This window comes from Candidatus Protochlamydia phocaeensis (assembly GCF_001545115.1).
GTDB classification, from domain to species: domain Bacteria; phylum Chlamydiota; class Chlamydiia; order Chlamydiales; family Parachlamydiaceae; genus Protochlamydia_A; species Protochlamydia_A phocaeensis.
In genome coordinates, this window is sequence record NZ_FCNU01000031.1 from 94519 (window position 1) to 118683 (window position 24165).

Consider the following 24165-nt stretch of genomic DNA (forward strand, 5'->3'; position numbering starts at 1 on the left):
ATTCTAAGCGCGCTATTTTTTCACACCCCTATCTTCTGCCAAACTCCGGTTAATAGATGGGGAATAGGCTGGCTTTTTTTCAGATCGTTTCCTTTTCCTGTAGAAGGCCCGCTTCTTCCCATGCAACCAAAGCAAGCCCGGAAGAATCCAATGACTCTCTTCCTTTGGCCAGTCCCACTAGTAATCTATCACACAATAAGCTGGCCAATGGCATGGGAGCTTGACTTGCTTTCGCCAAGTCTTGCACTAAACGCATATCTTTGAGGCCCAACTTCATTTTAAAATCCCCTGTCGCGAAATTTTGAGAAGCAATGATTTTTCCATACGTCTGATAGACCGGGCAGGCAAAGAGCTTATTTGAAATAAGATCCCAGAGAGGCTCTTGGGAAATTTGATTTTTTTTAGCCAGGGCAGATATTTCAGCTAACGCTTCAATGGTTGAAAAAATGAGAAAATTGCAGAGCAATTTAACAATATTGGCTTGGCTTGGATCTTCTCCAAAATCTAACACCCCTTGACCTAGGCAATCAAGGAGAGGCCGAACGCGCGTTTTCGCCTGCTCTTCTCCCGCCACTATTATCCAAAGCTTTTTAGCTTCTGCAGCTTCCGGGCGTCCTAGAACAGGAGCGGCAAGGTAAATGGCCCCTTTTTTTTGATGGAACTCTTGAAGCTTTCGGCTTGTTTCCGGAGAAATTGTACTCATGGAAAGATGGATGCACCCTTCTTTTAGGCGTTCACCGATTCCTTGAGGGCCATAGACAATTTCTTCAACAGCATCGTCATTGGCCAACATTGTCATTAAAAGAGAAGATGTTTCAAAGGCTTCTTTAGGAGAGTTAAGCAACTGCGCTCCTTCTTTTAAAAGAGGATCAGCCTTATGAATTGAGCGGTTATATACTTTTAAGGGAAAACCGGCTTTTAATAAATTGTGCGCCATAGGGAACCCCATTTTCCCAAGGCCAATAAAAGATACGCTCTCTTTCATATTTGCTCCTTTGATTCGTGCATCTTGCACAAATTATTCAAAATTTTAATTTATACAATTAAGGATATCTATCAAAAGAGAAATTCTGGGCACCTTGCTTTCAACCTTTTCTTTATCCTCTAATCTCTAGACTTAACAAGGCGAATTTAAAAGCGTTTAAAATTTATTGTTTATAAATAGCGTAAAATTATCTGAAGCCGCTATAACACATGGATTAGAAGTCTTTATTTGTTTACCAACCTAGGCAGCTTATGCGACTAAAAGAGTTTGTTTATTTTTACTGTTTAAGCCTCGCCTTTTTTCCTCTTCAAGCCGAAAAATTGGATGAGATTCCTGAAACGTCCTCATCCTCACTTGCCGCTACACTGACGGCTTTTGAATCTGAAGCCAAAAAAACCCTCCAAGCATGGAATGTGCCGGGAATGGCGATCGCCATTGTCAAAGGCGACAAGACGATTTATTCTAAGGGATTTGGCGTAACGGAGTTGATGGGAAACCAGCCAGTCACCCCTCACACGCTCTTTGAAATAGGTTCGCTTTCTAAATCTTTTACCTCGGCCCTGATGGCCATTATGATCGATGAAGGGAGATTAACTTGGGAAGATTCTGTTATTAAATATATGCCCGAATTCGTGCTTTATGACCCGTGGGTCACACGTGAATTTCAAATTCAAGACCTTATGTCCCAGCGTAGCGGATTGCCTTCGCATGCCGGAGATACACAAGCCTATTTTGGCTTTACACGCCAGCAGATGATTCATAATTTGCGCTATATTAAACCAATTAGCAGCTTTCGCTCTGCCTATGCTTATCAGAATTCTTTCTTTTTGGTCGCAGGCGAAATGCTCGAGATTATTACCGGTCTATCGTGGGAACAGCTGATCCAACAGCGCATTTTTGCGCCTTTAGGCATGAAAGATAGCAGCACCTCTATCGAAAAATATAAGGCATCTAAAAATGCCAGCGCCCTGCACAAACGTTTAGAGGGAAAAGTCGAAAAATTATCGGAAGATCTTCCTTATCGCTATATCTATACCCTTTTTGGCCCTGCAGGAGGAATTAATTCCACAGCGATAGATATGGCCAATTGGCTAAAACTGCTCATCAATGAGGGATCTTTCAATGGAGCACCCTTAATTAGCTCCTCTAATCTCTCCCGTACTTTTCGCCGCTATATCTATGTTGGCCGATTTCATGAAGCGGAAAATTATTATGGCCTTGGCTGGGCCATCAGAGATTATGCGCCTTATCCCATTATTTGGCATGATGGCGTCACTGCAGGGGTTGCCAATATTGTCGCCTTTATTCCCGAGGCCAATATAGGGATTGTCATTTTAACCAACACAAGCGGGACAAGTCTCAGTCATGCGCTTGCTTGGCAGTTCTTTGATTTGTATTTTAATAAGTCCCAAAAAAACTGGAATACCGAGCTATTGGAAAAACACATTCTAGCCGAAAGCCAGAAAGCTAAAGCGCTCCAACCGCCCAGTGAACCGAAACCAGCGCTTCCTCTAGACCACTATACAGGCATTTATTTTCATGAGCTATTTGGGAAAGTTGAAGTCGAATCAGTTAACCAGCAGCTAATCATTACAATAGGCCCGGACCGTGTGCGCTTTAATCTAGAACACTGGAACAGGGATACCTTTGAATTAATATGGCCGGCTCTCAAAGAATCGGAAACGATTTTTGTAAACTTTTGCATAGATTCAAAAGGATATGCCGATCAATTGAGCATTCCCCTTTTAATGGAAGGGGAAGCTTTCAAGCGCTTATAAATGTCTCCATGCGTTCAAAACATTGATCCGACATCGATTGCTTAGAGGATTTTTAAAAATCCAAAAGAGAAAAGCCTCAAATCTAGGCCATTAGCAGTTTAAGGCATCTTCTAAAAAAGAGAAGGCAAATGGGCTGCCTTACTCTTTTTCTTTTTCGGCTACCAATCAATCGGTTTGCCATCGCGGAAGAACCCCCCGCTTGGTCCATGATCGGGCAGAGTAGAAGCCCAGACAATTCCGCTTATTCCCTCTTCAATAGAGCGTGGAGCTTGCTCTCCCCCCATATCCGTTTTAACCCAACCTGGGCAAACAGAATTGACAAGAACGTTGGATCCTTTGGTTTGAGCGGCAAATATGCACGTCACCATGTTGAGGGCTGTTTTGGAAATACTATAAGCAGCAAAATTGCTATGCGGATCGCTAAGCTGGCCAAGGCCGCTGGAGACATTCACAATTCGTCCATAGCCATTTTTTAACATTAAAGGCACAAAACGATTGCACAGATCGTACGCTCCCGCCACATTAACATTCAACGTCTCTTCCAAAACGCGCCGTCTTTGCTTAAATGCGTCTTCTTCTGCTTGATGGGCATCGTCTTTATCAATCAGAATGGCTGCATTATTCACAAGAACGTCTAGACGTCCCCATCGCTGTTCGATTTGCCGATGCAAAGAAGCGATGCTGTCCGAATTGGATATGTCCAGAAGCATTGCCTCTACAGACAATCCCCCTCGATTTAATTCTTGGGCTTTGATCCGTCCTTTTTCCTCATCCCGACTAGCTAAAATAACCTGATAACCAGCCTGCGCAAGCTCACGGCATGTTCCCAAGCCTAACCCTCGATTTCCTCCTGTCACTAAAGCTAAACGTTTTTCTTTCATCTCTGCTCCTAGTTGTTATCTCTTAACCTTCTTATATATTCCTTTTGCTTATCTGGCCAGGCCTTTTCCTTTTTGAAAGCAGAGGTTTGACATTATTTTATTCTCACTTTATGATTCAAGCCAAGTAATGGCACGGGGTGCTTGAACATAAACGCTTGTCTTCAAGATTTATTTCAGGCTGAAATGATACCCGCATTACCTGATCTGGGTTATACCAGCGTAGGGATGTCATCACGCAATCAAAATTCAGAGACATCAAAGACTGCCTTCTGCCAGCCTTTGCCATTCTTTGATTGCTGCTTGTTTTTTTCCTCGCCGCGCTATTCCCTTTTCTCTCATCATTATTTACCTCGGGAGCCTTATGGGAATTTCACATTCTTTTCACTCGTTTATGCAAAGCACTCCGGAATGGCCTCAAAGTCTTCTAAAAGGCTTTTTGGTCGGAACGATCGTTCCGATTGTTCTCAATCCATTAGAGAAAATAAATACGCAAATTCAAGTTAGCCCAACCAACAAATTAAAGGTGATAAAAGCGATTAGGGTGACCCCCTTTAAAGGCGTTAGCGTTTCTATTGCAAACGGACTGTCCAAAAATGTCTGCCTGTTTGGATTCATCCCCTTTTTCCGCAAGCTGACCGATTCATGCATAGCGGACGCTCAATTCTCCAAACTAACGGCAACTATCTGCTCGGCGGCTGCGATGAGCTATGTTCTTTCCCCTTTACAAGTCTTGAAAGCAAGGCTTTATACACAAGAAGAGAAAACCATCCGGGCTGTTCTTTTATCTATTCCGAGAGGTCAAAAGCTATCTGCCTTATTCTCAGGGTCTTCAGTAACGGCCTTTAAATATGCGGCTTATTGGCCCACCTTTTTTCTCGTATCTGAAACTGCCCAAAATCATCTTGAGAAGCATTTTTCTTCTTCCACTCATGCAAGCACACTGGCGGCGGCTTGTTCGGGTAGTCTAGGCGGATTGGCCGCCACGTCTGTTAGCTATCCGCTTGATGTCATTGCAAAGAGGCAAAGATGCAGCACCTCTCGTTACACTTTTTACCGCATTGCTTTAAATATGATTAAACAAGAAGGGCCAAGCAGCCTAATCCGCGGCCTTTTTCAAGTCAACCTGCCTCGCCTTTTGCTTGCCGGAGCGTTAACCCAAACCATCCTCTATCGTGTCGATCTATTTTTTAAACAGGCAAACGAAGGAGTAAATGAATGAATCTTTATTTTATTATGGCTTTTTTTTGGGGTTTGACTATTCCCTTTTTTACTTATGCAGACGAATCAGCCTCTCTTCTGCTTGATTGGACGCGCAATCCTCTCCATCTTCCTCTTTATGTTGGACAGCAACAGGGATTTTTTCTGGAACAAGGCATTGATCTTGCTATCCAAGAGAATGCAGAGAAAATCAATACCCTTACAGCCCTCCGAGAGAAGAAGATAGACATTGCTCTTTCTTATATGCCAAATGTCATCCGGGAAAGCGCGCACGGCGATATCCAAATTATCGGCCTATTGGTCGATCAACCTTTACGAGCCATTCTCTTTAAAGAAGAAAGTCCAATCTATACACTTTGCGACTTGCATCAGAAGCGTTTAGGAGTCCCACATCATGGCCTGACCACTCATTATGTTTCATCCCTTTTAGCCAAACAAGGCATTCAATTTAAAGAAATTACGCTTATTAAACATTCAACCTTGGCAGATCTCTCAGCTGAGAAAGTTGATGCTGTATTGGGCGTATTTTGGAATATCGAACCTATTCAATATGTCCATCAAGGATTTCCCATGCGCTTCATTAAACTTGCCGATTGTGCAGGGCCTAGCTACGATGAACTAGTCTTTATTTGCTGTAGCGACTGGATTGAATCCAGATCTGGCTTCGCTTATCGTTTTCAGGCAGCCTTACAGAAAAGCTTAGCCTTTTGTCGAGAGCATCCCGGGCTTGCTTTTGACATTTACAGCTCTTTATTTTCCGCTTTGCAGGAAAAAGAGCCTTGGCAAGAAGCGTCTTGGAAACAGACCCATCTTCTTTTTGCCTCCGAACAAGTCATTAAACGCGAAAAATGGCACGGGTTTATGGAATGGATGAAGGCAGAAGGTTTAATTAAAGACGCCCACACGCTCAATTTGCTTCTCGAACTAATGCCAAAAAAGGAGAATTGACTTTATTTTGCCTCTGCTTTTAACTGCGCTATAGCAGAAGACAAACAGAGGATATCTGAATGGACGCCTTGACTCCTCATGCCCATTGGATCCTAACCCTTTTCCTTCTGGGCTATGCCAGTATTGTTTTAGAAGAGATCATTCATATTAATAAGACGACAACCGCTCTTTTCATGGCTGTCGCTTGCTGGACTATTCTCTTTTTGGAGCCCGGAGAAACGACTAGCCAGCACTTAGATTTGTTGCAAATACAAATGTTCAAAGTCTGCCAAGTCTTATTCTTCCTTTGGGGGGCTTTAATTACCGTTGAAACGGTCAATGCCTATGGCGGCTTTTTAATCATTTCTCGCTACTTGCTCGTCCAGTCTAAAATTCTTTTATTGTGGATGGCCGGCATCCTAGCATTCTTTCTTTCGAGTGTTTTGGATAATTTGACGACAACAATCGTTATGCTTTCAATTATTCAAAAGCTCTTGGACAAGCATGAAGATCGCCTACTAATAGGCGGCGCAGTTGTGATAGCAGCCAATGCCGGAGGGGCCTGGACTCCTATTGGCGACGTCTCAACTACCGTCTTATGGATTGGAGAGCGCGTCACAACAGTGCCGCTTGTAAGAGATCTTTTCCTTCCCTGCTTCCTTAGCCTGATTTTTTTTCTATTTTTAAATCAATTTGCCCTTCGCGGAAGCCTGGCTACCCCTAAGGAGTCCCTACCGTCCCCTAAACCTTATGGAGTCCTCGTCTTAATCTTGGGCGTTTTGGGATTAATCTTTGTTCCCATTTATAAAATCATGACAGACTTGCCTCCCTTTATCGGCATGATGCTGACGGTAGCCATGCTATGGCTTGTCACTGATTTCTTAGCGGCAATTAAGCCGCAGCTTTCTCTTCCACGCGTCACCAATGTCCTTCCACACATCGATGTCTCCATCATCCTTTTTTACTTAGGTTTGCTGCTTTCCATTATGGCCCTAGAAAGTGCAGGCCTCTTACAGGCTTTAGCTCTCTGGCTCAATAGCCATATCGCCAATCCCTTCATTATTGTAATAGCCATCGGACTAGCCTCAGCTCTGGTCGATAACGTTTCGCTTGTTGCTGCAACGCTTGGAATGTATTCTTTAAAAACCTTCGGAACAGATTCTGAATTCTGGCAATTGATGTCCTATTGCGCAGGAACAGGCGGTAGCATTCTCATCATCGGATCTGCTGCCGGCGTTGCTTTAATGGCATTAGAAAGAGCCACTTTTGGATGGTATCTTCGTTATATAACCTGGAAAGCCTTAGCTACTTATGCTTTTGGAATACTAATCTATTTCATGATGCGCAGCTTATTCCATCCAGCCGTTAGCGCTTAAAGCATTCATTAAATAAAACTTGCTATTTTACAACAAATCAAAGGCTTTATATAACAAATTAAAAAAAATCCTAACAAGGAGCACACGGTGGAAGAAGACACACCCATTGATTTATTGCAAAAGAGCCGCAATTTATTATTAATTGAAGGAATTCTTTTTGCTCTGCTCGGCTTTTTAGCCGTGGCGATGCCTGGCATTTCGACTTTGAGTACAGAACTTTTTATTGGATGGTTAATTTTATTTGGAGGAATTTTTCAAGCTTATCGCACTTTTATAGCACGGCAAGCGCCAGGCTTTTGGGGTTCGCTTCTAACAAGCATTCTGTATATTATCTTCGGCTTGTTGATGGTGATTTTTCCGGTTGCGGGAATTATTTCCCTCACCCTCTTGCTGATTTTTTTCTTTGCCTTAGAAGGAATAGCTAAAATTATCTTGGGTTTTCAATTAAAGCCCTTCAGAAGATGGGGATGGTTTATTCTAAATGGCGTGCTAGCCCTGGCAATGGCTGTGATTATATGGGCGGGATGGCCGGGTACCGCTTTCTGGGCACTTGGCTTGCTAGTGGGAATTAATATGATCTTTTTTGGAATTTCCCTTGTTTTCTTGGCCTTGGGAATTCCCAAAGTCAAAACAGGTTCATAACAGTTCTTAACGGAAATGTAAAACCTTAAAATAAAAAAAGCCTATATCGATTTTTGCAATATAGGCTTTTTATTTGAAATTATAGAATTTGACGAAGATCCTCATCAATTTTGCCGATTTCTTGTGCCAGCCGCCCTTCCGTTTGTTCTTCCTTGGGCAGTTTACCCACATTGGCTTCAGCTTGAAAAATACTGGCAAATCCAGAAAAGACACCCAAGTAATTAGAGAGGGAACTCAAGAAATTCTGCGCTTGAGCCATCATGCCTGCCGGCTTCTGCTCGTCTTTTTGCAGCGCTTCTTCTTTTAACATTTCCTCTTGTTGGCGCACTTCTTCTTTATTATCTGCGGCTTCCTCTATCTCAGTATCTTCTGCCCCTTCTTGGAATAAGCGTTGCATATCAATACCTTCTTCATCCAAACCTTCCGCATCTTTTAAGATATTTTCCAGCTTGCCCTCCACGAGATCTAATTCATTTGCAGCTTCTGGCAAAAGCTCCTGAAGTTGCTGTATTAAGGCTAGCCGATATTGAAGGCCTACAATGAGAGCCAAATAAGCGCCCGGATTTTCGTATAGATATTCAACAAATTGCTTCATCTTATATCTATCTGTCTCTTCCAGTTTTTCCTGATCAAAACTCCAAATATCCTCCATTATTTCCATAATTTCTTCTTCCGTAATTGGAATGTCTGGAATATCAATGATGATATGGTCTGGCGTCTCTTCTATAACAGTAATCTTTTCTTCTTTCTGCAGATAAAGAGGAGCGGGATGGGGAGCCGCTGCTTTTTTTTCGGTTTCTGCTAAGGCTTCTAATTCTTTATCACTCGGAGGTGGAGGCAAATCTTTATGTTCCACTACGGGAGGGAGAGGAATGGGTTCTTCTTCCGTTTTCTTCTCTTCGACCTTCTTCTCTTCTAAATCGACAACAGCGTCTGTTTCTTGAGCTGGCTGTGAAAGAGTCTGCTCGATGGGATCCTGGCTTTTCTCCTCTTTAGCTATAGTGCCCAAATCACCTTCTTTTTCTTCAAAAAGCTGCTCGGTCTCTGACGATTGCTTTTCATTTTCAACAACAGGTGGTTCTTGGCTGATCACAGGAGGCGGATTGATCGGACTAGAAGGAGTAGGCTTTAAAATGTCATTAGCTGCTTTAATAACCGGATAGTGTTTCTGGGCATGCTCCTGCATGACGAGATGAGCAATTTCCGTTCGGCGATTGGCATAGCTGGAAGATAGTTTAGCTAAAATAGTATCAACCAAATTTGTAATTTTTTGACGTAAAGATAAATCTTTAGGTTTCTTTTCTCCGAGTTTTGTGTCAATTCTTGCATAAGCGGCTGACATCATAATACTTTCAAAGAAACTAGGTCGTTCCAGGCCCATAATAACCTCTTTAAGATAACCTTATTATATCAAATCTATTTAATTATATTATAAAGCAAAAAACAATATCCCCATAGATTTAAAAAAATAATTCATTTATCTATTAATTTCAAGTTAATTTTCTATAAAGTTGCTTGCATTTTTTTAATTTTTCTCTGCAAGAAATCGAGCGAAGACGAGTTGAAAGGTGTGTTAAAAAATGAAGAGGGAAATCCCTCTTCAGTTCTCTTATTTGGAAGGATTTGATCCTGGCTGTGGAGTAAAGCGTAAATAGGGTTTGACTTCGCGGTATCCCTTGGGAAACAATTTAGTCAACGTTGCAGCATCGGTAATGCTTGGAAGAATGACGCAGTCTTGCCCCTGATTCCAATTAGCAGGAGTGGCCACGCTATATTGATCCGTGAGTTGAATGGCATCCAATACCCGAAGAATTTCATCAAAATTTCTGCCTGTTGCAGCGGGATAAGTCATCATCATGCGGATTTTCTTATTTGGATCAATGATGAAGACAGTACGGACTGTAAAGGTATCATTAGCCCGGGGATGGATCATTCCATAAAGATGGGCAATGTAGCTGTTTTCATCTCCAATAATGGGAAAGTTGAGATTAGTTCGTTGAATTTCATTAATATCTTTTATCCATTCTTTATGGGAAGAGACGCTTTCTACGCTTAAAGCGATCAGCTTGGCATTCCGCTTATCAAATTCGGTTTTTAAGCGAGCAGCCATCCCAAGCTCTGTTGTGCAAACAGGTGTAAAGTCCTTCGGATGCGAAAAAAATACACACCAAGAATTGCCTAACCATTCATGAAAATCAAATTTCCCTTCCGTCGTATCAGCGACAAAATCAGGAGCGATATCTCCCAAGTGAAGGGATGGAGTTTGCGTATCCGCATTCATATATAATCCTTTGTTAATGGTTAAAAAGGCATTTTCTATTATTTTTCCGCCGGCAGCATGGGAAATTTCATTTGTTCCCAAGCTTGCATTCCGCCTTTTACATTTGCGACTTGACTAAATCCATATTTTTTTAATAGGGAAGCGGCAGTCGAAGCCCGAAACCCAGTGCGGCAAAGAGCGACAACAAGACAATCGTGCGGAATATGATGCATACATTCATAAAGCTTATTTAACTCAATATGATGAGCAGTGGGAATATGTCCGGCATTCCACTCGGCAGGAGTACGCACATCTAAGATATACACATTGGCTTCATTTTCCTTTTGTCTTTGCATCAGGTCTTCAGCCGAAATATAAGCAAAACAAGAGAGATGCTGGGCAGTACATTCCTCTTCTTCCTTCATGGCAAACGTGTAAATCGGTTGATCAAAACCAATTAGGCGCAACTGATCGATGACTTCCGAAATGCGATTTTCCCTTCCCGTAATAATAGCCAAGGGTACAGCCTCAGGAACGAGCCATCCAGCCCATTGGCAAAAAGAAGAGGTTAACGGAATATTGATTGCGCCTTCTAAATAACAGCGGGCAAAGTGCTCAGGATGACGAACATCCAATAAAAACATTCCTTCCAATTCCTTCTGCTCTTTCACGGCTTTCACCGTCAAATCCCGCAGCAAAGACGGGCCTTCTACATTAATTTTCTTTAAACGCTTAAAATAAGGAGGGATGGGAAGAGCTTCACTTTTCACCGTTTGTACCCACTGCTCTTCTGATTGCCGTTGCAAATACGGATTGCATTTTCGTTCATAGCCAAGAGTGGAAGTAGCAAATCCGCTCAATGACTTTCCACAGAGCGATCCCGCCCCATGGGAAGGAAAAATCTCCATAAAATCGGGCAAAGGGGCTAAGGTTTTAAATAAGCTATGATACTGCTGTTTTGCAAGCGTATTGAAATGCTCCGGTCCTAGCAAGTCCGGACGTCCAACGCTTCCTACAAATAGGCAATCTCCCGAAAAAGTAAACCAAGGCACGATTGCGCTTCGTGTGTCATCATATACAGTCCACATGATATGCTCGGGTGTATGCCCAGGAGTATGCAAAACAGATAAGCGGATGCTTCCTAATTTAACCTGATCTCCTTGAGCAACAATATGATCGGCATAGGCCGGAATCCATTCCTTCCCCCCTAGACCTGAGGCGTGAATGCAAGGCTTGCCATTTAATTGATCTTTGAGCTCTTTGGCTCCCGATACAAAATCCGCATGAACATGCGTTTCCATAATATCCGTAATGGTTAAACCAGCATTTTCTGCAGCTAAAATATAAGGTGCGACCAATCGCGTAGGATCCAAAACTGCGCAGCGTTTGGTCTTCTCGTCTCCAATGAGATAGGAATAAATGGACAATCCAGGCGTAAAAATTCTTTGAAAAAACATACTGTTCCTTATAACGATCTTAATCAATGAATAGCATGGTTAACAGTAATAGAAGGTTTTTAAAATAAAGCAAAGATGATTTTATCAAATAATTTTTAAAATATGGCGCGCAATCTCATCTGCTTGGGAGCGCAGTTCTGGTACAGCCGTAGTCTCTAACCTTTCCCCAAACAATAAATTGCCTATTCCATATAAGCGGTCTTCTAGAAGACCTTTCAATTGATAAGAAGCATTGACTTCAAGCCCTTTATTTAGACCATCAAATTTGATGTATCCTTTGGCTTGCAAATTTCTTAGAATTTCATTCGTGTTTTGGCTAATATTCAGTTCTGGCCCTAAGCAGTTTAAGAGGGCTTGTACAGTTAAAATATGGGATTCATTTCCCGTTTTATAGTTTACTAAGAAAGTTTGGTCGGTTTGATAAACAATGGATTGAATATTGCCGGATAATACAATCAAATTTCCTTGCTTTTGCTGATTTTCCACTAACTCTCCGCAACTAGGAGCCATGCGATGCCGATGTTTATTCCAAGTACTAAACAAGTGACGCAGGAATTTCGAACGTTCTTTTAACGAAAGATGATGCCACACATGCGGGATAGCCGGACGCAGAGCATCAATGACGGCTCGCCAATTATATCCAATCTGAGCGGCTGCCTTAATTTCCTTTCTTATCTCTTTAAGTAAGCTTAACAGCGTCAATGAGCCGCGCTTCCAAAAATGAGGAATTGGATACAAGGAGAGGGCTTCTTGATGCACTTCGGGCAAGAGACCACTAGAAGATAAAGCAAAGACTCGGCCTGGAAAATGCCGAGTAAATAAACTCAGGCAAGCATCCACCATTGTTAAGCCCGTTCCTAAAATGAGAATAGAGGCTTGAGAATTAAGCAATCGCCTATTCTCTACGGAGAGGAGCTGATCGAATGCATGTTTTGACCAAATATCTGCTAGGTAAAAAGGATGATCAACCGGTAAATTTTTAAGAAAATTTGGTTGCTTAGCCGTTGGCGCGCCTATTGCCAATACAAGAATATCACAAGTAATTTTTTGTCCGTTTGTTAATGCTAAACTCATTTGCCTATTGCCAAGCTCTTCTAAATTGCAAGCCTCCCCTTGCAAGCAATGGACAATAATGCCCTTTTTCTTTGCCTGTTGGCGGGCTTTGGCAAAGATATCATTTAAATAAAGGCCATATAACTTGCGCGGCAAATAAGCTTGTTGTGATAAGTGAACAGACTCTAAAGTTGGGTCAAGGCGCCACTCTTTTTCATGTTCGATCACCCATTTATAAAAATCATAGGATTGATGAGCATAAGCACCCATCTGAGCTGCTGAAACATTAAGAAGATGGCAGCTTTCTTGCGTACAATAGGCAACTCCTCGCGCCCAATTTTCTGTCTTCTCAATCCAGAAAATATCAAAAGCTTGATAAGCTAACCTAATCAAGTTATCCAAAACAAGCAGGCCGGAAAATCCGCCGCCGATAATTGCAATAGAAGGTCGATGTCCGCGTGTGAACATGAATGGCCATTTGATTTAGAAATTATTTAAGATTTACTATAAAAATTTTCTTGATTCAACTTAAAACAGGGGCTATGGTGAATTTCACAGGATAATTCAACCCTCACATAAAAACAGGAATAGGTTTATGCTCGCTAAGCAGCTTCTACTTTCCTTTACTTTTCTTTGCCTGCTCATTTGCGGACAAGTATCGGGATCGGACACGCCCCATTTAGACACTGTCGCCCATGTCGACTTACATCGTTATATGGGCACATGGTATGAAATTGCCCGCTTGCGTGATCCTTGGAAATGGGCATGCGCGCACAATACCCTGTCTATTTATACCTTAAAAGCAGATGGGTCCATTCACATTGTCACTCAATGCCAAACAGGCAATAGTCCTCATGAAGTAGAAAGAGCGGAAGGATCGGCTGTCGTGATGGATCAAGCGTCGAATGCTAAACTAAAGCTGATTTTTCCTCCTTTTCAGCGTTTTAACTGGGTATTTAGCGGAGAGTATTGGATCATTCAACTGGCCGATGATTACAGCTATGCTGTCGTAAGCGAACCGACTCAGACCCACGTGGTCATTTTGAGCCGCACTCCCTTTCTATCAGAAGATGTCTACCAGAACATCTTAGACAAATTGGTTTTGCAAATGCCTAATCTCAATATTCTGAATTTATTGAAAACCCAGCAAGATCCCCTGGATTCTAGATAGAGGACGCTGGCATGGGTGTAGGCGCAACAAATCATTTTAAGCCATGCGAACGGACAGGCGGATAATCCTAAAATTTGTTATAAGGAAAATCGAATCGGAAGGAGGTGGAAGATGTGCGGTCGCTTTTCACTTGCGATTGATGATATTGAAGATTTAGCCCTGCGCTTTCATGTCCCGCTTCCTGATACATCCGTTCAACCACGCTATAATATTGCTCCGGCCCAGCCTTTATTAACTGTCGCGCATGTTCAAGGGAAAAGGCAGCTCATCCCCATGCTTTGGGGACTCGTTCCTCATTGGAATAAATCGGCCAAATCAAGCTACACCCTCATCAATATTAGAAGCGAAAGCTTGACGGAAAAGCCTCTATTCAAGCGCTATTTCGAACACCAACGCTGCTTAGTCCCAGCCGATGGCTTCTTTGAATGGAAAAAAGCGGGAACAAAAAAAATTCCTTATCGAGCTATTGTTAAAAAAGAGCCTATTTTTGCTTTTGCCGGCCTATGGGATTTTATCACGCAACCAGATGGCAGCAAGGCCTATTGCTTCACTATTTTGACAACAGAAGCCAACGACTTGCTTCGCCCTATCCACGATCGTATGCCAGTTATATTGCTTCCCGATGAAGAAGATAAATGGCTGGATCCCTCCATTCAAGTGGGCGCTCATTTGCAGCCTTTATTGCATCCTTATCCAGCCAAGCGCATGGAAGTCTATGAAGTCTCTCCTAAGGTCAACTCCTGGAAGAACGACACTCCTGAGTGCATTGAACCCAAAGCGAATTAAAAAGAAGGATGGCCTTTATCTGTCAGCATAGGTTGACGGCAATTTTGCAAAAAGCCCACATTTTCTCATCTGGCATTTCTTTCCAATCCCTCTCGTAGAATGCAAAGAAATCGTTTCTTTTAGCTTAAAGAGTATAGAGGAGGACTAGCCATCATTGCCCGCTTCTTCAAGCGGGCAAAATGGAAATAGTTGAATTACATATTGTAGCGGTTGGGATCATTGCTTCTGGGAATATTATCAATCAGAACATTTACAAAATCTTTCCATCTCGCTTGTTGAATAGGCGGTAAAATCAATGCTGTAGAAATATTGACTTGCCCAGCAAAGTCTTGAATAAACTCAGGCTTAAGGTTCTGTTTAGACGCCTCTTCACTTAAGCTTCCTACAATGCCAGAAAAAAACTCATCGGCAATCCAAGACGTGCGGCCTCGAATCGCGTGTACGCCAGCCTTTAGCTCCTCATCGGTAAAAATCGTCATGAGAAAACGAAGAGGATGAACATGATCAATGCGCTCACCAGCTTTTTTTAAAGACGATTTTGCATTGGCTATACTGATTAAAGACTCTTTAGCAAGCGTATTGACGATATAAGCGATGTCTTTTTTCTCTTGCTTAGAGACTGGTTGAGAATAATTGCGTCCCGCCGACTTCTTTCGGATTGTAATATCCGAATTTGATACAATAAAGGTCAGCGCGGTGGGTTCTTGATTTAACCCTGTGTAGCAGATAGGAAGAGCAACTTCCTCATCCGATTCGACGCCCTCTTGAAAATAATTTCCTACGAATTGCATCACATCTTGAAAACGATCGGATGGGTCTATATAAACTTCCGTTGATTGCCCCGACGCATCAATTAGCGTTAAGTTAGCGCTAAATCCAAAATGAGGAACGCTGCTGAAAATGGCAAGCGCTCCAAAAACAATATTGATCCACTTTGACATAAATATTTATCTCCTTTATAGCTCTCATCGACTCAATTCTTTTCTGCCTTCTTCCTTTAGAAGAAATAGAGGAACTTAAGAGTAACTCCATACAACTTGAACTTTGTTTCCAGAAAATCAAAAGGAAAATTTGGACGATGCCCATACTGGCGATATTCATAAAAAGGAACCAAGCTGATTCCTAGTTCTTTTCCCCAGTAACATCTTTCATAAGTAAAAGGGAGCTCAATCCGATAGTGGATTTTTTCCTCATAATTTTGAGTAACATCATCAAATTTAGGATCATTGGACACCTCATTCTTGCCCTCTAAAATGATTCTTGCCTTAAAGTTAACCCCCATGGAGAAATAAGGTCCAAACTGTACGGAAGACAGGAATCCGACAGGAATATAAGAAAACCGATTATGAAAATGAATCTGCATGTCAGACGGATGCTTATAGTTATTCTTCTCCCAAAAATACCCAATCCCAATAAATGGCGTTAAAGAGGGTCTCCAGTCACATTTTGCTTGGAAAGTATAGCCCACCCTCTCTTCTAAATTGATATCTGTTAGATTAGATTTTAAGTGCTGCCCATCTAACTTGCCTTTCAATGACCCTGTCGCATATAGTCCATCTAAGCCCCAATAGACTTTATATCTTTTGACTCGTTCATAGCCCACTCGTACGCCATAAAGATAGCCATGCTGTGCAGCGCCTCCTTCTTTTGTTCTTTTTACATGGTAAATTTCCGGTCCGACAAAGACCTGGTTTCCTCCAGTCATCCATAAGAAGCTGGCTTGAAGGGGACAACTTCCTAGCAAAACACCCACATAAATCAAGCAAGAGAGCCAAAATCCTTTCATAAATGTCAGCCATGTTTAAGTTCGTTCTAATAAGTATTCTTACGAAGTCATTTTCATCTGATTTACAATCTGCTATAAATTCCAACTCAGACCATCTAAAATTCGATTTGTTAGCCAAGATATTGCAGTTTTGACAAGAGATTATTAATTGTCAATCAACTATTTGAGAAAGAAATTCGAGAAATTGGAAAGAGGCATTCCCCTTATTTTAGCCATCCCCCTTCTCTTCCTCACCGCTAACAGCTAGGATTAATGGAGGAATAAGCAAAAACACAGAAATGGATACATTTTATTCATTCAATTCTTAAGATAGCGTATTTTAAAACCAATAACTTGAGCATCGAGCTTTTGCCCTTGCACCTCTGCCAAAGCCTGGAATAGGAATAAAAAGGCAAGTCAGAGAGAGCGTTCGCATCAGTCCGAAAGACAGAAAAACGCAACGCTCAGGTTAATAATTATTAACAAAAAATTTTCCAAGAGAAACACAATATGAGCCCCTCTTCTTCCCTGCAAAGCCTCAATAATCAATTTTGTTCCTGTGATAATTTTTCCCATTTTATTTTGCATTGGACGCCCAGAGCTGTTGTGGCTGGCGTAGCTGGATTGTACAGCTTAGGATTTGCTTATGATATTGGGCTCATGGCAGCAATCGACAGAATTGCTATTCGCATTTTACGCTATTTTGTTGGATATATAGGCGTAGGGGCTGCCATGCCCACCGTCCAATGGTATTCAGCTTGGGCTGTGCGCCTTTCAGCAGCTTTATTGGCAGGGATAATTTATGATCTATGCGAGCGCATTATCAGATATGCGATTCGACATTTCTTTCCCGTCACCCCTCCTAGTCCTATTCCCATTCGAATGGAGGAAAGGTTTAACGAAAGAATCTAGGAAAATATCTATCCTCAGATAAGGAATAAGAAGAGAAAGGTCCTGACTGAGAAACAATCTTGAATATAGGCATTATGAATTTCGCTTCCCCTCTTAGAACCTCTGTTAGCCGACCATCCGCTAATTCCTATCCGATGGCCTCTGCTCTCAATTTTGATTGTCAAATAAATGACAGGAAACTCCATAGCCGCAAGCAATTAACGGCTTGTTTTTTTGAATAGAGCAAGCAGGAGGCATTACCAGCCGAGGCTGAAAAGCCTCGCCACTCTCCATAAATTCTACATGCCTCATTTTCTTTAATCTCTAGAGCATGCCGTCTACTAACCGATGCATCCCTATTCGAATTATTTTCAAAGAAATTGGCACGAATTTTGCTAAATTAGATGTGTAGCGTTGCTGGAAAAAAAAGACAGGTAGAGAGAGAGCCCTACCTGTCTAAAAATTGATCTTAGCGTGTTTCTACGCAAGAATCTTGTGTACATGTTGGTTGGCATGTATGCTTGTAGTAGTACTTTGGTACCCATTTGCAGCAACGCTCACATGTATACTTAGGCACATAGTGGCATTGGCAAGTATAGTAGTACTGAGGAACTTGACGGCAGCATGTTTTTGAGTAGTACTGGGGAACATAACGGCAGCAGCACTTTTCATAGTACTGAGGAACATAACGGCAGCACTTCTTATAGCAGTACTTTGGTTCATAGTGGCAGTGCCACTTGTTATAGTATTGAGGGCAATACTTGCAATATAAGCAGTAGCAGTCGTTTAGAGGCTTTTCACATGGTTGTGCGCATGGTTGCTCGCATGGTTGGCCACAATTTCCATCATAGCCGCCGCCGTAGCCACCACCTGCATACTCACCACCACCATAGCCGCCGCCGTAGCCGCCGCCTGCATACTCACCACCATATTCTGGTCCACCGTAGCCACCTTCATATGGCTGGGCAAATCCATAAGAAGTCACAAAACAACACAATATGAGAGAAAAGAATAAACACATCTTTCTCATAACAACCTCCTTTCAGTGCGGTTTGGATCAAACTTTGATAGAGGCCATCGCTAATGGTCAGAATAGAAAGCCAATATGGCCGCTATCGTAAGGATCATTATTTTTCACATTGGATTAGCAAACCCAACCCATGCTTAAAAAAATTCCTTTAACTTTAATCTGAATTTTTTTTGAATTTTTATCAAAAAAAATCTTTACTTTATGATCAAAAACTGCAAATAGACGAGATAATTCTACAGTCAATTCCCGCTAAATAAAATTCGTCCTTTCATCCTAAAGCAAATTCCCGCCCCTACAAAAACACTCATCCATTTTTTCATAATCAATTAAAAATCAATGAATTGAATAATAAAATAGTATCCTTCAAGCATTGAAATAAGAATTTCAAAAACCGCAAACTATTTATTTTTAGGAATTTAAATCCATTAAAAAATCTACCGATTCACCAAAGTTACTATTTTTCCCAAATAAAAAATGGACTTTGACCCAATCTTTCCTTCCTTTTAAAGAGGAATTAGCCCCACTGATAACCTAGGGTATATTCTTAGGGCAGTCCCTTATTACAGGAATTTAAAAACTCGCCAAGAATTTCATTAACACGTTTAGGCTGTTCTTCTTGAGGAATATGCCCTGCCTGAGCGATAAGCTGCGATTGGGCATATGGAAAATCTTCTCCGAAGCGGTGAAAATGCGAAAGTGGAATAAAAGCATCATCTTTTCCCCATATAACAAGAAGTGGCTGGACAACAAGGGAAAACCTGCGATAGAGCTGCATCATGGTTTGGAAGTCAAAATGTTTGATCATTTCAATCAGGGCTTCTTTTCCCCCCTTGAGATGAAAGGGAAGCAAGTAGGCTTGTACTTGCTCTTGAGTAATATGAGAAGGATCAGAGACGATTTGCCGTAAGAATAAGCGGATGGCGGTCTCATTAATAAAAGGAAAGAGGAGCTTTCCTCCTATTTTTCCAACATGGGCTATAAAAGGCATATTGAACGGATAGGCGACTGCATCGAGCAAAGTTAATGAACAGACCATTTGAGGATAGTTTGCTGCCAGGGCTAAGGCTAGACTGCCCCCCATTGAATTGCCGATAGCATGGACTTTAGAAATCCCTTGCGCCTGCATAAAGGATTTGATCAATTCCAAAAAGTGCTTAAATTGATAAGAAATCGCAGGTTTATCGCTTAGCCCATGGCCCATGTAATCCAAAGCCCAGACATGATAGCCTTCGGCAGCTAAAAATGGAATTTGATATCTCCATGTATAAGTATGGGAAGCAAAGCCATGAAGGAGAAGGATATGCTTCTCACCTTCGCCTTGTTCGATATAATGAATGGCTTGTTTGCCAAAAGAAGCTGGCCACTCCCAAAAAGAGCGTCCTTTACGCAAAAGTTTCTCTTCAAAAGAATTCAGCATAAACCAGGGTATTTGCAATTTTTTAATTTACTCATATATAAAGCTAGATAATGCTTCAGCTTGCCTATATTTTTAAATTATTCTTTTATGCTTGTTTTAAGTTTTTATGCGAAAAATCCCTAGCCTGTTTTGTCCATTCTTCAGTTTATGGCTCCTTGTTTCCTCTCTTTTTTCTCTTCATTCAGCTTTTCTGTTCGCTCAAATAGACCCTTCGCAACCCTCTGATTGGAGCCTGCAAAGAACAGGCATTCCGCAAGGCCGGCTGGCGCGTTATCAAATAAAAAGCCGGTTCTTAAAAAATAAACGGGACATCTGGGTCTATACGCCTGCTGCTTATTCTCCTCAAGAACGCACTTATCCTTTGCTGATTGTTTTTGATGGCCAAGCTTATGTAAGCGATCTGATTCCTACCCCCACCATTTTAGACAATTTAATTGCGAATAAAGCCGTTCCCTCTCTTATCGCTGTCTTCGTGAGCAGTATTGATCAACCTTCCCGCAATCGCGAATTGCCTTGCCATGCCCCTTTTGCAGCCTTTTTAGCTAAAGAATTACTGCCTTGGGTAAAAAAAAACTATGCAGTCACTGATCGGTCAGCTGAAATGATTCTAGCAGGGTCCAGCTATGGCGGGCTTGCTGCAGCTTATGCAGCTGTCAACTATCCTCATTTATTTGGAAATGTCCTTTCGCAATCGGGAGCCTTCTATTGGACAATCAAGGACACAAAAGAGCCCTGGCTTGTCCAGCAATTAACCGCCAACCCGCGTCTTCCCATTCGCTTTTATATGGATGTCGGCAATCGAGAAACCGGTATGGACAAAGATGGAATAAGCATGGTTTCTATTAATCGCCGCATACGCGATCTCTTGCAAGAGCGCGGATATTCTGTTTCATACGCAGAATTTGAAGGAGGGCATGAGTACGAATGCTGGCGGCAGACCTTGCCCAAAGGCCTGATCGCTCTTACGCGCCTTTTCTCGCGATCTTTAAACGATGGAAGGGAGAAAAATTAATCCGCTTACGCTTTGCCGATTGAAGGCTTGTCAAAAATCTTAAAACATTTTTTGATGGCAATAAAATCATTTAAGGGACATGCGCATGCTTGATCCATCATCCTATACTATCATTTCATCCCTATTTCCCCGCCTGCTTGGTTTTGTTTATTTTTGGGCCATTGGCGCTTTTTTCTTTCAGATTAAAGGATTGATTGGAAGCCAGGGGATTCTGCCTATCTCAGACTACCTAAAGCTCTTAAAAATGCATTATGGTAAACGCGCCTATCTTTATGCCCCTTCGCTTTTTTGGATTAAGTGGAGCGATCGAGCGTTGGTGGGATTAGTCGTAAGCGGCATCCTTGTGTCCATTTGTTTAATGTGGGGATTTTATCCCTCTTTATGCCTTGTCTTGCTTTATTGCTTGTATCTTTCTATTGTCTCTGTGGGACAAGATTTCTTAAGTTTTGGCTGGGAAGGATTTTTGCTTGAGACAACGTGTTATGCCTTTCTCATAAGCTTGACCCCCGTTCCAAACTTAATGGCATGGATTTGCATTAATCTTCTTTTATTCCGCTTTCACGTGCAAGCCGGAGCAGTTAAAATTCAAAGCCGGGACGTCAACTGGAGAAACCATACGGCCATTGCTTATCATTACCAGACACAGCCGCTTCCCAATACGCAAGCCTGGTATTTTCATAAGCTCCCTTTGAAATTCCATCAATTGTCGACGATCCTGATGTTCATTATCGAGCTAATCATTCCCTTTGGCATATTTTTAACCGATACCATTCGCCTAGGAGTCTTTATTGCCCTTTTTGGACTCCAATACGCCATTTGGTTTACGGGCAATTTATCTTTTTTAAATTACTTGACGGCAATCCTTTCCACCATTCTGCTTAGCAATGCTGTTCTTTCTTCTTTTTTCGCTCTACCCCCTCAATCTCCTCCTCCCCTTTACCTTGATATTTCCATTACTATTATTAGCCTCTTCTTTATTACTTTGCAGCTCATGCGCTTATGGCATCACTTTTACCGCAACCGCCAGATCGGGCGCTGGCTTAACTGGTTTTCTTCCTTTCATTTGGTCAATCCTTACGGCATCTTTGCCGTGATGACCACGGAACGCATTGAAATTATCATAGAAGGAAGTGAAGACATGCATGAGTGGAAAGAATATCTGTTCTACTATAAGCCATCCGAGATTACACGCAGACCAAGAAGAATTTCGCCTTATCAGCCACGCCTAGATTGGCAGGCATGGTTCCTGCCTTTTTCGGACTTTAGGGATGAGAGATGGTTCCAACACCTGCTTTTTCATTTGCTTAAAGGAACTCCAGATGTCCTAAAGCTTCTGCGCAACAATCCGTTTCCCGATAAACCACCTAAATATGTCCGTGCTCTCATGTACGACTATACGTTCAGTAGTTTTAAAGAGAAAAAAGAAAAGGGATGGTGGTGGAAGCGGACCTTAGTTGGCGCCTACAGCCCCATCATTTCCCTCAAGCAAGGCCACTAATTAATTCAATACGCCTGGTGAATTAATACTGTCTAAGAAAGCCTGGATATAGCCTTCCAGTTCTTCTTGCTGAACTAAACCTTTTAAGCTGAATAGCACTTCTCCTTGATAAAAGAATAATAATGTAGGAAGGCACCTGACATTATATTCATCTGCCAATTCCGATTGCCAATCATAATTAACTTTGGCAAATTTAACCGTCGGACTAAAGGTCTGAGAAACAGACTCAAAAATAGGCTTCAGGCATTGGCAAGGATAGCACCAGTCCGCATACACATCAACCACAACCGGTTGCTCAGATTCTAAAACTTCGCTAGCAAAATTGCTGCTATTTAACTCAACAATGCTTTCCCGTTCCATATTTAATGGCTGCGTCTCCTGGCTAAATCCTTCTCCTCCAGCCATTAAGGGAAGGCCTTTTAAGCCCACCAGGCCTATCACTGTAAAAACGGATAAGATATGCTTTTTCATTCGTCTACTCCTGATGAAAATGAGAATAATCTTTTGCCCAAATGCAAAATCCTCTTGCATAGATAGGGCTTTTTTTTCCAATTACAAGCTGTCCGTCTATAAAAGCCTGGTAAACCTCTAGCGCCTCTTTTGCAGATTGAACGCAAATGAAGCAGGTGCTGATCCAGTCTCTGCCTTTGATTGTTCCAGCTTCTCGATTGCAATGAAAGCGTGAAGTGATCTTTTTTCCCAGTAGCTTGATGAATCCAATAGAAGAACAGGAGTGGGATGCGAGACATTGACTTTCCGTTCGGCCTCTTCCAAAGCGAGCTCAAAGTCGGTTCCCATTCCTCCTCAAACAAATATAGGAAAATCTAAATGAAAATCGGCTTGCCGATGAATCATCTCCGACATTTGATCGGGCATACGCGCTTCGACATAAGGATTAGGATGCGCCTCTGACATAAAAACCATGCGGGCAGCTGATAAAATTCCGGTCGCTTTAGCCGCCTTATTCGCCGCTTCCATTACACCAGGCTCTCGTAGAGAACCTTTTTACCTGAAGGATTATTCTATTGCATCAAAATTAGACACGTAGACTTTTGCCTGCTTTTGAAATTAAATCTGCTCTTTTTGATCGGGACAATCACACAGACGCGGCTCCGGCGGAACTTCTTGATTGGAAATTCTCTCTGAACAGAGTTTAATATCATGCTGAAGCTCTTTTTCAATTGAAGCTCCGTTTAAACAAAATGTACAACATTGCGTCTGACAAAGGGGATCTGGGCATATAACCATGGAACAATTATTTATCCTTTGAACTAATGAAAGACACCCAAAGCATGCCACTGTATAAAACCCGTGCTTTCTTGAATTAGATAAATCACTGAATGTATAGTTCTCTCCTTTAACCATCTCCAAAATATATCCGAAGCAATCCTTACATTGATAAGCCTTCTTTTTGTATTCCCTTGCTTGAGCCAAACTCGGATTATTTTTGTGTTTAGCAACACCTTCAATTAATCCATTAATTTCTTCCTCAGACAAACAACCAGAGCGTATGGGATCTTTCAGGAAGGCCTCTACTTTTTCGCTATCCATTCTGATCACATGCTTGTCCTCTGAATCAGAAAATCCCACCGAAGCTTCAAAACAAGGTGTTTCTGGAAGACAAACAGCCACACATAAAGGACAAAATCCAACTTTAACTCCAAACCTTTCCGCCCCTAATTGAGTTAAAACTTTTACCTCTCGTTGCGCGCATATTCCACATTCTCCCTCTGTAACTGTAAGGTCATACCCATCTTGATTCCAGTTCTCTACTAAAATATCATGGGAACATTGAAATTTTGTATCCCGGGAAAAATCACATATTATATTCATTAAAAAAATCTCACTATTATTTAAATTAAATATTTAAAAACAAAACAAATCAAATAACCATCGATACAAAATGATGAATAGCTTTTTATAGATTTAAAGCACTTGATAGCAAATAGATGAAATGAGGATGTCAAAGCGTCAAATCAATTTTTATTTGGCCCGACTTTGAGGAGTACCTTTCCTTC

General features: G+C 41.8%; 24 protein-coding genes and 1 riboswitch. Of the genes, 10 read left to right on the forward strand and 14 right to left on the reverse strand.

Annotation, left to right across the window (positions count from 1 at the left end; genetic code table 11):
• Positions 1-79: 79 nt before the first annotated feature.
• Entirely contained in the window at positions 80-985 is a 906-nt protein-coding gene (locus BN3769_RS12115) for an NAD(P)-dependent oxidoreductase (protein WP_068470959.1), read from the reverse strand.
• Positions 986-1236: 251 nt separating this feature from the next.
• On the opposite strand from BN3769_RS12115, the gene BN3769_RS12120 reads away from it, so the two are divergent.
• On the forward strand, positions 1237-2763 hold the full coding sequence (locus tag BN3769_RS12120; RefSeq protein ID WP_068470961.1) for a serine hydrolase: 1527 nt from the start codon (positions 1237-1239) through the stop codon (positions 2761-2763).
• A gap of 158 nt (positions 2764-2921) precedes the next feature.
• On the opposite strand, the gene BN3769_RS12125 is transcribed toward BN3769_RS12120, so the two are convergent.
• A complete protein-coding gene (locus BN3769_RS12125) occupies positions 2922-3644 on the reverse strand; it encodes an SDR family oxidoreductase (RefSeq protein WP_068470963.1) in 723 nt (240 codons plus the stop codon).
• 123 nt (positions 3645-3767) lie between these two features.
• Positions 3768-3887: riboswitch (TPP riboswitch) on the forward strand.
• 118 nt (positions 3888-4005) lie between these two features.
• Here BN3769_RS12125 and BN3769_RS14535 point away from each other — a divergent pair.
• The 4 genes from BN3769_RS14535 to BN3769_RS12140 all read left to right on the forward strand — a co-directional run bounded on the left by BN3769_RS14535 (position 4006) and on the right by BN3769_RS12140 (position 7807).
• Positions 4006-4863 (forward strand): MC/SLC25 family protein, encoded by an 858-nt coding sequence (locus BN3769_RS14535; protein ID WP_079989560.1) that lies wholly within the window; start codon positions 4006-4008, stop codon positions 4861-4863.
• Positions 4860-5810, forward strand: a complete 951-nt coding sequence (locus tag BN3769_RS12130) for an ABC transporter substrate-binding protein (RefSeq protein WP_068470965.1) — start codon at positions 4860-4862, stop codon at positions 5808-5810. The genes BN3769_RS14535 and BN3769_RS12130 overlap by 4 nt, the downstream gene beginning before the upstream one ends.
• A 59-nt stretch (positions 5811-5869) precedes the next feature.
• Positions 5870-7165 (forward strand): SLC13 family permease, encoded by a 1296-nt coding sequence (locus tag BN3769_RS12135; protein WP_068470967.1) that lies wholly within the window; start codon positions 5870-5872, stop codon positions 7163-7165.
• An 87-nt stretch (positions 7166-7252) separates the two neighbouring features.
• Positions 7253-7807, forward strand: coding sequence for an HdeD family acid-resistance protein (locus tag BN3769_RS12140; RefSeq protein ID WP_068470969.1), 555 nt, complete (start codon positions 7253-7255; stop codon positions 7805-7807).
• Between the two features lie 79 nt (positions 7808-7886).
• Here the strand turns inward: BN3769_RS12140 and BN3769_RS12145 are convergent, their stop codons facing one another.
• From BN3769_RS12145 to BN3769_RS12160, 4 genes are all read right to left on the reverse strand, one after another.
• Positions 7887-9188 carry a hypothetical protein gene (locus BN3769_RS12145; RefSeq protein WP_068470971.1) on the reverse strand — a complete coding sequence of 434 codons (1302 nt, stop codon included), beginning with the start codon at positions 9186-9188 and terminating at the stop codon, positions 7887-7889.
• A 228-nt stretch (positions 9189-9416) separates the two neighbouring features.
• On the reverse strand, positions 9417-10088 hold the full coding sequence (locus tag BN3769_RS12150; protein WP_068471110.1) for a peroxiredoxin: 672 nt from the start codon (positions 10086-10088) through the stop codon (positions 9417-9419).
• 38 nt (positions 10089-10126) lie between these two features.
• Complete coding sequence (locus tag BN3769_RS12155; RefSeq protein WP_068470973.1) at positions 10127-11524, reverse strand: MBL fold metallo-hydrolase; 1398 nt, start codon at positions 11522-11524, stop codon at positions 10127-10129.
• 84 nt (positions 11525-11608) lie between these two features.
• Complete coding sequence (locus BN3769_RS12160) at positions 11609-13045, reverse strand: FAD/NAD(P)-binding protein (protein ID WP_068470976.1); 1437 nt, start codon at positions 13043-13045, stop codon at positions 11609-11611.
• A 127-nt stretch (positions 13046-13172) separates the two neighbouring features.
• On the opposite strand from BN3769_RS12160, the gene BN3769_RS12165 reads away from it, so the two are divergent.
• Together BN3769_RS12165 and BN3769_RS12170 are read left to right on the forward strand one after the other, a co-directional pair.
• Positions 13173-13748 carry a lipocalin family protein gene (locus tag BN3769_RS12165; protein WP_068470978.1) on the forward strand — a complete coding sequence of 192 codons (576 nt, stop codon included), beginning with the start codon at positions 13173-13175 and terminating at the stop codon, positions 13746-13748.
• Positions 13749-13859: 111 nt separating this feature from the next.
• Positions 13860-14534 carry an SOS response-associated peptidase gene (locus tag BN3769_RS12170; RefSeq protein ID WP_068470981.1) on the forward strand — a complete coding sequence of 225 codons (675 nt, stop codon included), beginning with the start codon at positions 13860-13862 and terminating at the stop codon, positions 14532-14534.
• A 194-nt stretch (positions 14535-14728) separates the two neighbouring features.
• On the opposite strand, the gene BN3769_RS12175 is transcribed toward BN3769_RS12170, so the two are convergent.
• Entirely contained in the window at positions 14729-15475 is a 747-nt protein-coding gene (locus BN3769_RS12175) for a DUF8085 domain-containing protein (RefSeq protein ID WP_068470982.1), read from the reverse strand.
• Between the two features lie 56 nt (positions 15476-15531).
• Positions 15532-16320: a hypothetical protein gene (locus BN3769_RS12180; protein ID WP_068470984.1), complete on the reverse strand. Its 789-nt coding sequence runs from the start codon at positions 16318-16320 to the stop codon at positions 15532-15534.
• A 489-nt stretch (positions 16321-16809) separates the two neighbouring features.
• Between BN3769_RS12180 and BN3769_RS12185 the strand changes: the two genes are divergently transcribed.
• Positions 16810-17211 carry a hypothetical protein gene (locus BN3769_RS12185; protein WP_068470987.1) on the forward strand — a complete coding sequence of 134 codons (402 nt, stop codon included), beginning with the start codon at positions 16810-16812 and terminating at the stop codon, positions 17209-17211.
• Between the two features lie 765 nt (positions 17212-17976).
• Here BN3769_RS12185 and BN3769_RS14825 read toward each other — a convergent pair.
• Both BN3769_RS14825 and BN3769_RS12195 read right to left on the reverse strand, forming a co-directional pair.
• Complete coding sequence (locus BN3769_RS14825; RefSeq protein ID WP_154017911.1) at positions 17977-18165, reverse strand: hypothetical protein; 189 nt, start codon at positions 18163-18165, stop codon at positions 17977-17979.
• 599 nt (positions 18166-18764) lie between these two features.
• Complete coding sequence (locus BN3769_RS12195) at positions 18765-19610, reverse strand: alpha/beta fold hydrolase (RefSeq protein WP_195155581.1); 846 nt, start codon at positions 19608-19610, stop codon at positions 18765-18767.
• Between the two features lie 133 nt (positions 19611-19743).
• On the opposite strand from BN3769_RS12195, the gene BN3769_RS12200 reads away from it, so the two are divergent.
• Positions 19744-20649: an alpha/beta hydrolase gene (locus tag BN3769_RS12200; RefSeq protein ID WP_068470993.1), complete on the forward strand. Its 906-nt coding sequence runs from the start codon at positions 19744-19746 to the stop codon at positions 20647-20649.
• An 85-nt stretch (positions 20650-20734) separates the two neighbouring features.
• On the forward strand, positions 20735-22147 hold the full coding sequence (locus BN3769_RS12205; RefSeq protein ID WP_068470995.1) for a lipase maturation factor family protein: 1413 nt from the start codon (positions 20735-20737) through the stop codon (positions 22145-22147).
• Here BN3769_RS12205 and trxA read toward each other — a convergent pair whose 3' ends face one another.
• From trxA to BN3769_RS12220, 4 genes are all read right to left on the reverse strand, one after another.
• Complete coding sequence (trxA, locus tag BN3769_RS12210) at positions 22148-22618, reverse strand: thioredoxin (RefSeq protein WP_068470997.1); 471 nt, start codon at positions 22616-22618, stop codon at positions 22148-22150.
• A 117-nt stretch (positions 22619-22735) separates the two neighbouring features.
• A complete protein-coding gene (locus tag BN3769_RS12215) occupies positions 22736-22945 on the reverse strand; it encodes a hypothetical protein (protein ID WP_068470998.1) in 210 nt (69 codons plus the stop codon).
• 6 nt (positions 22946-22951) lie between these two features.
• On the reverse strand, positions 22952-23125 hold the full coding sequence (locus tag BN3769_RS14830; RefSeq protein WP_154017912.1) for a hypothetical protein: 174 nt from the start codon (positions 23123-23125) through the stop codon (positions 22952-22954).
• Positions 23126-23215: 90 nt separating this feature from the next.
• Positions 23216-23980, reverse strand: a complete 765-nt coding sequence (locus tag BN3769_RS12220; protein ID WP_068471000.1) for a hypothetical protein — start codon at positions 23978-23980, stop codon at positions 23216-23218.
• Positions 23981-24165 lie beyond the last annotated feature (185 nt).

Excerpts from the sequence above, each read along its gene's own strand:
- BN3769_RS12115 (WP_068470959.1), bottom strand. The coding sequence starts at position 985 with ATGAAAGAGAGCGTATCTTTTATTGGCCTTGGGAAAATGGGGTTCCCT.
- BN3769_RS12120 (WP_068470961.1), top strand. The coding sequence starts at position 1,237 with ATGCGACTAAAAGAGTTTGTTTATTTTTACTGTTTAAGCCTCGCCTTT.
- BN3769_RS12125 (WP_068470963.1), bottom strand. The coding sequence starts at position 3,644 with ATGAAAGAAAAACGTTTAGCTTTAGTGACAGGAGGAAATCGAGGGTTA.
- BN3769_RS14535 (WP_079989560.1), top strand. The coding sequence starts at position 4,006 with ATGGGAATTTCACATTCTTTTCACTCGTTTATGCAAAGCACTCCGGAA.
- BN3769_RS12130 (WP_068470965.1), top strand. The coding sequence starts at position 4,860 with ATGAATCTTTATTTTATTATGGCTTTTTTTTGGGGTTTGACTATTCCC.
- BN3769_RS12135 (WP_068470967.1), top strand. The coding sequence starts at position 5,870 with ATGGACGCCTTGACTCCTCATGCCCATTGGATCCTAACCCTTTTCCTT.
- BN3769_RS12145 (WP_068470971.1), bottom strand. The coding sequence starts at position 9,188 with ATGGGCCTGGAACGACCTAGTTTCTTTGAAAGTATTATGATGTCAGCC.
- BN3769_RS12150 (WP_068471110.1), bottom strand. The coding sequence starts at position 10,088 with ATGAATGCGGATACGCAAACTCCATCCCTTCACTTGGGAGATATCGCT.
- BN3769_RS12155 (WP_068470973.1), bottom strand. The coding sequence starts at position 11,524 with ATGTTTTTTCAAAGAATTTTTACGCCTGGATTGTCCATTTATTCCTAT.
- BN3769_RS12160 (WP_068470976.1), bottom strand. The coding sequence starts at position 13,045 with ATGTTCACACGCGGACATCGACCTTCTATTGCAATTATCGGCGGCGGA.
- BN3769_RS12165 (WP_068470978.1), top strand. The coding sequence starts at position 13,173 with ATGCTCGCTAAGCAGCTTCTACTTTCCTTTACTTTTCTTTGCCTGCTC.
- BN3769_RS12170 (WP_068470981.1), top strand. The coding sequence starts at position 13,860 with ATGTGCGGTCGCTTTTCACTTGCGATTGATGATATTGAAGATTTAGCC.
- BN3769_RS12175 (WP_068470982.1), bottom strand. The coding sequence starts at position 15,475 with ATGTCAAAGTGGATCAATATTGTTTTTGGAGCGCTTGCCATTTTCAGC.
- BN3769_RS12180 (WP_068470984.1), bottom strand. The coding sequence starts at position 16,320 with ATGAAAGGATTTTGGCTCTCTTGCTTGATTTATGTGGGTGTTTTGCTA.
- BN3769_RS12185 (WP_068470987.1), top strand. The coding sequence starts at position 16,810 with ATGAGCCCCTCTTCTTCCCTGCAAAGCCTCAATAATCAATTTTGTTCC.
- BN3769_RS14825 (WP_154017911.1), bottom strand. The coding sequence starts at position 18,165 with ATGGATTTGCCCAGCCATATGAAGGTGGCTACGGTGGACCAGAATATG.
- BN3769_RS12200 (WP_068470993.1), top strand. The coding sequence starts at position 19,744 with ATGCGAAAAATCCCTAGCCTGTTTTGTCCATTCTTCAGTTTATGGCTC.
- BN3769_RS12205 (WP_068470995.1), top strand. The coding sequence starts at position 20,735 with ATGCTTGATCCATCATCCTATACTATCATTTCATCCCTATTTCCCCGC.
- trxA (WP_068470997.1), bottom strand. The coding sequence starts at position 22,618 with ATGAAAAAGCATATCTTATCCGTTTTTACAGTGATAGGCCTGGTGGGC.
- BN3769_RS12215 (WP_068470998.1), bottom strand. The coding sequence starts at position 22,945 with ATGGGAACCGACTTTGAGCTCGCTTTGGAAGAGGCCGAACGGAAAGTC.
- BN3769_RS14830 (WP_154017912.1), bottom strand. The coding sequence starts at position 23,125 with ATGGAAGCGGCGAATAAGGCGGCTAAAGCGACCGGAATTTTATCAGCT.
- BN3769_RS12220 (WP_068471000.1), bottom strand. The coding sequence starts at position 23,980 with ATGAATATAATATGTGATTTTTCCCGGGATACAAAATTTCAATGTTCC.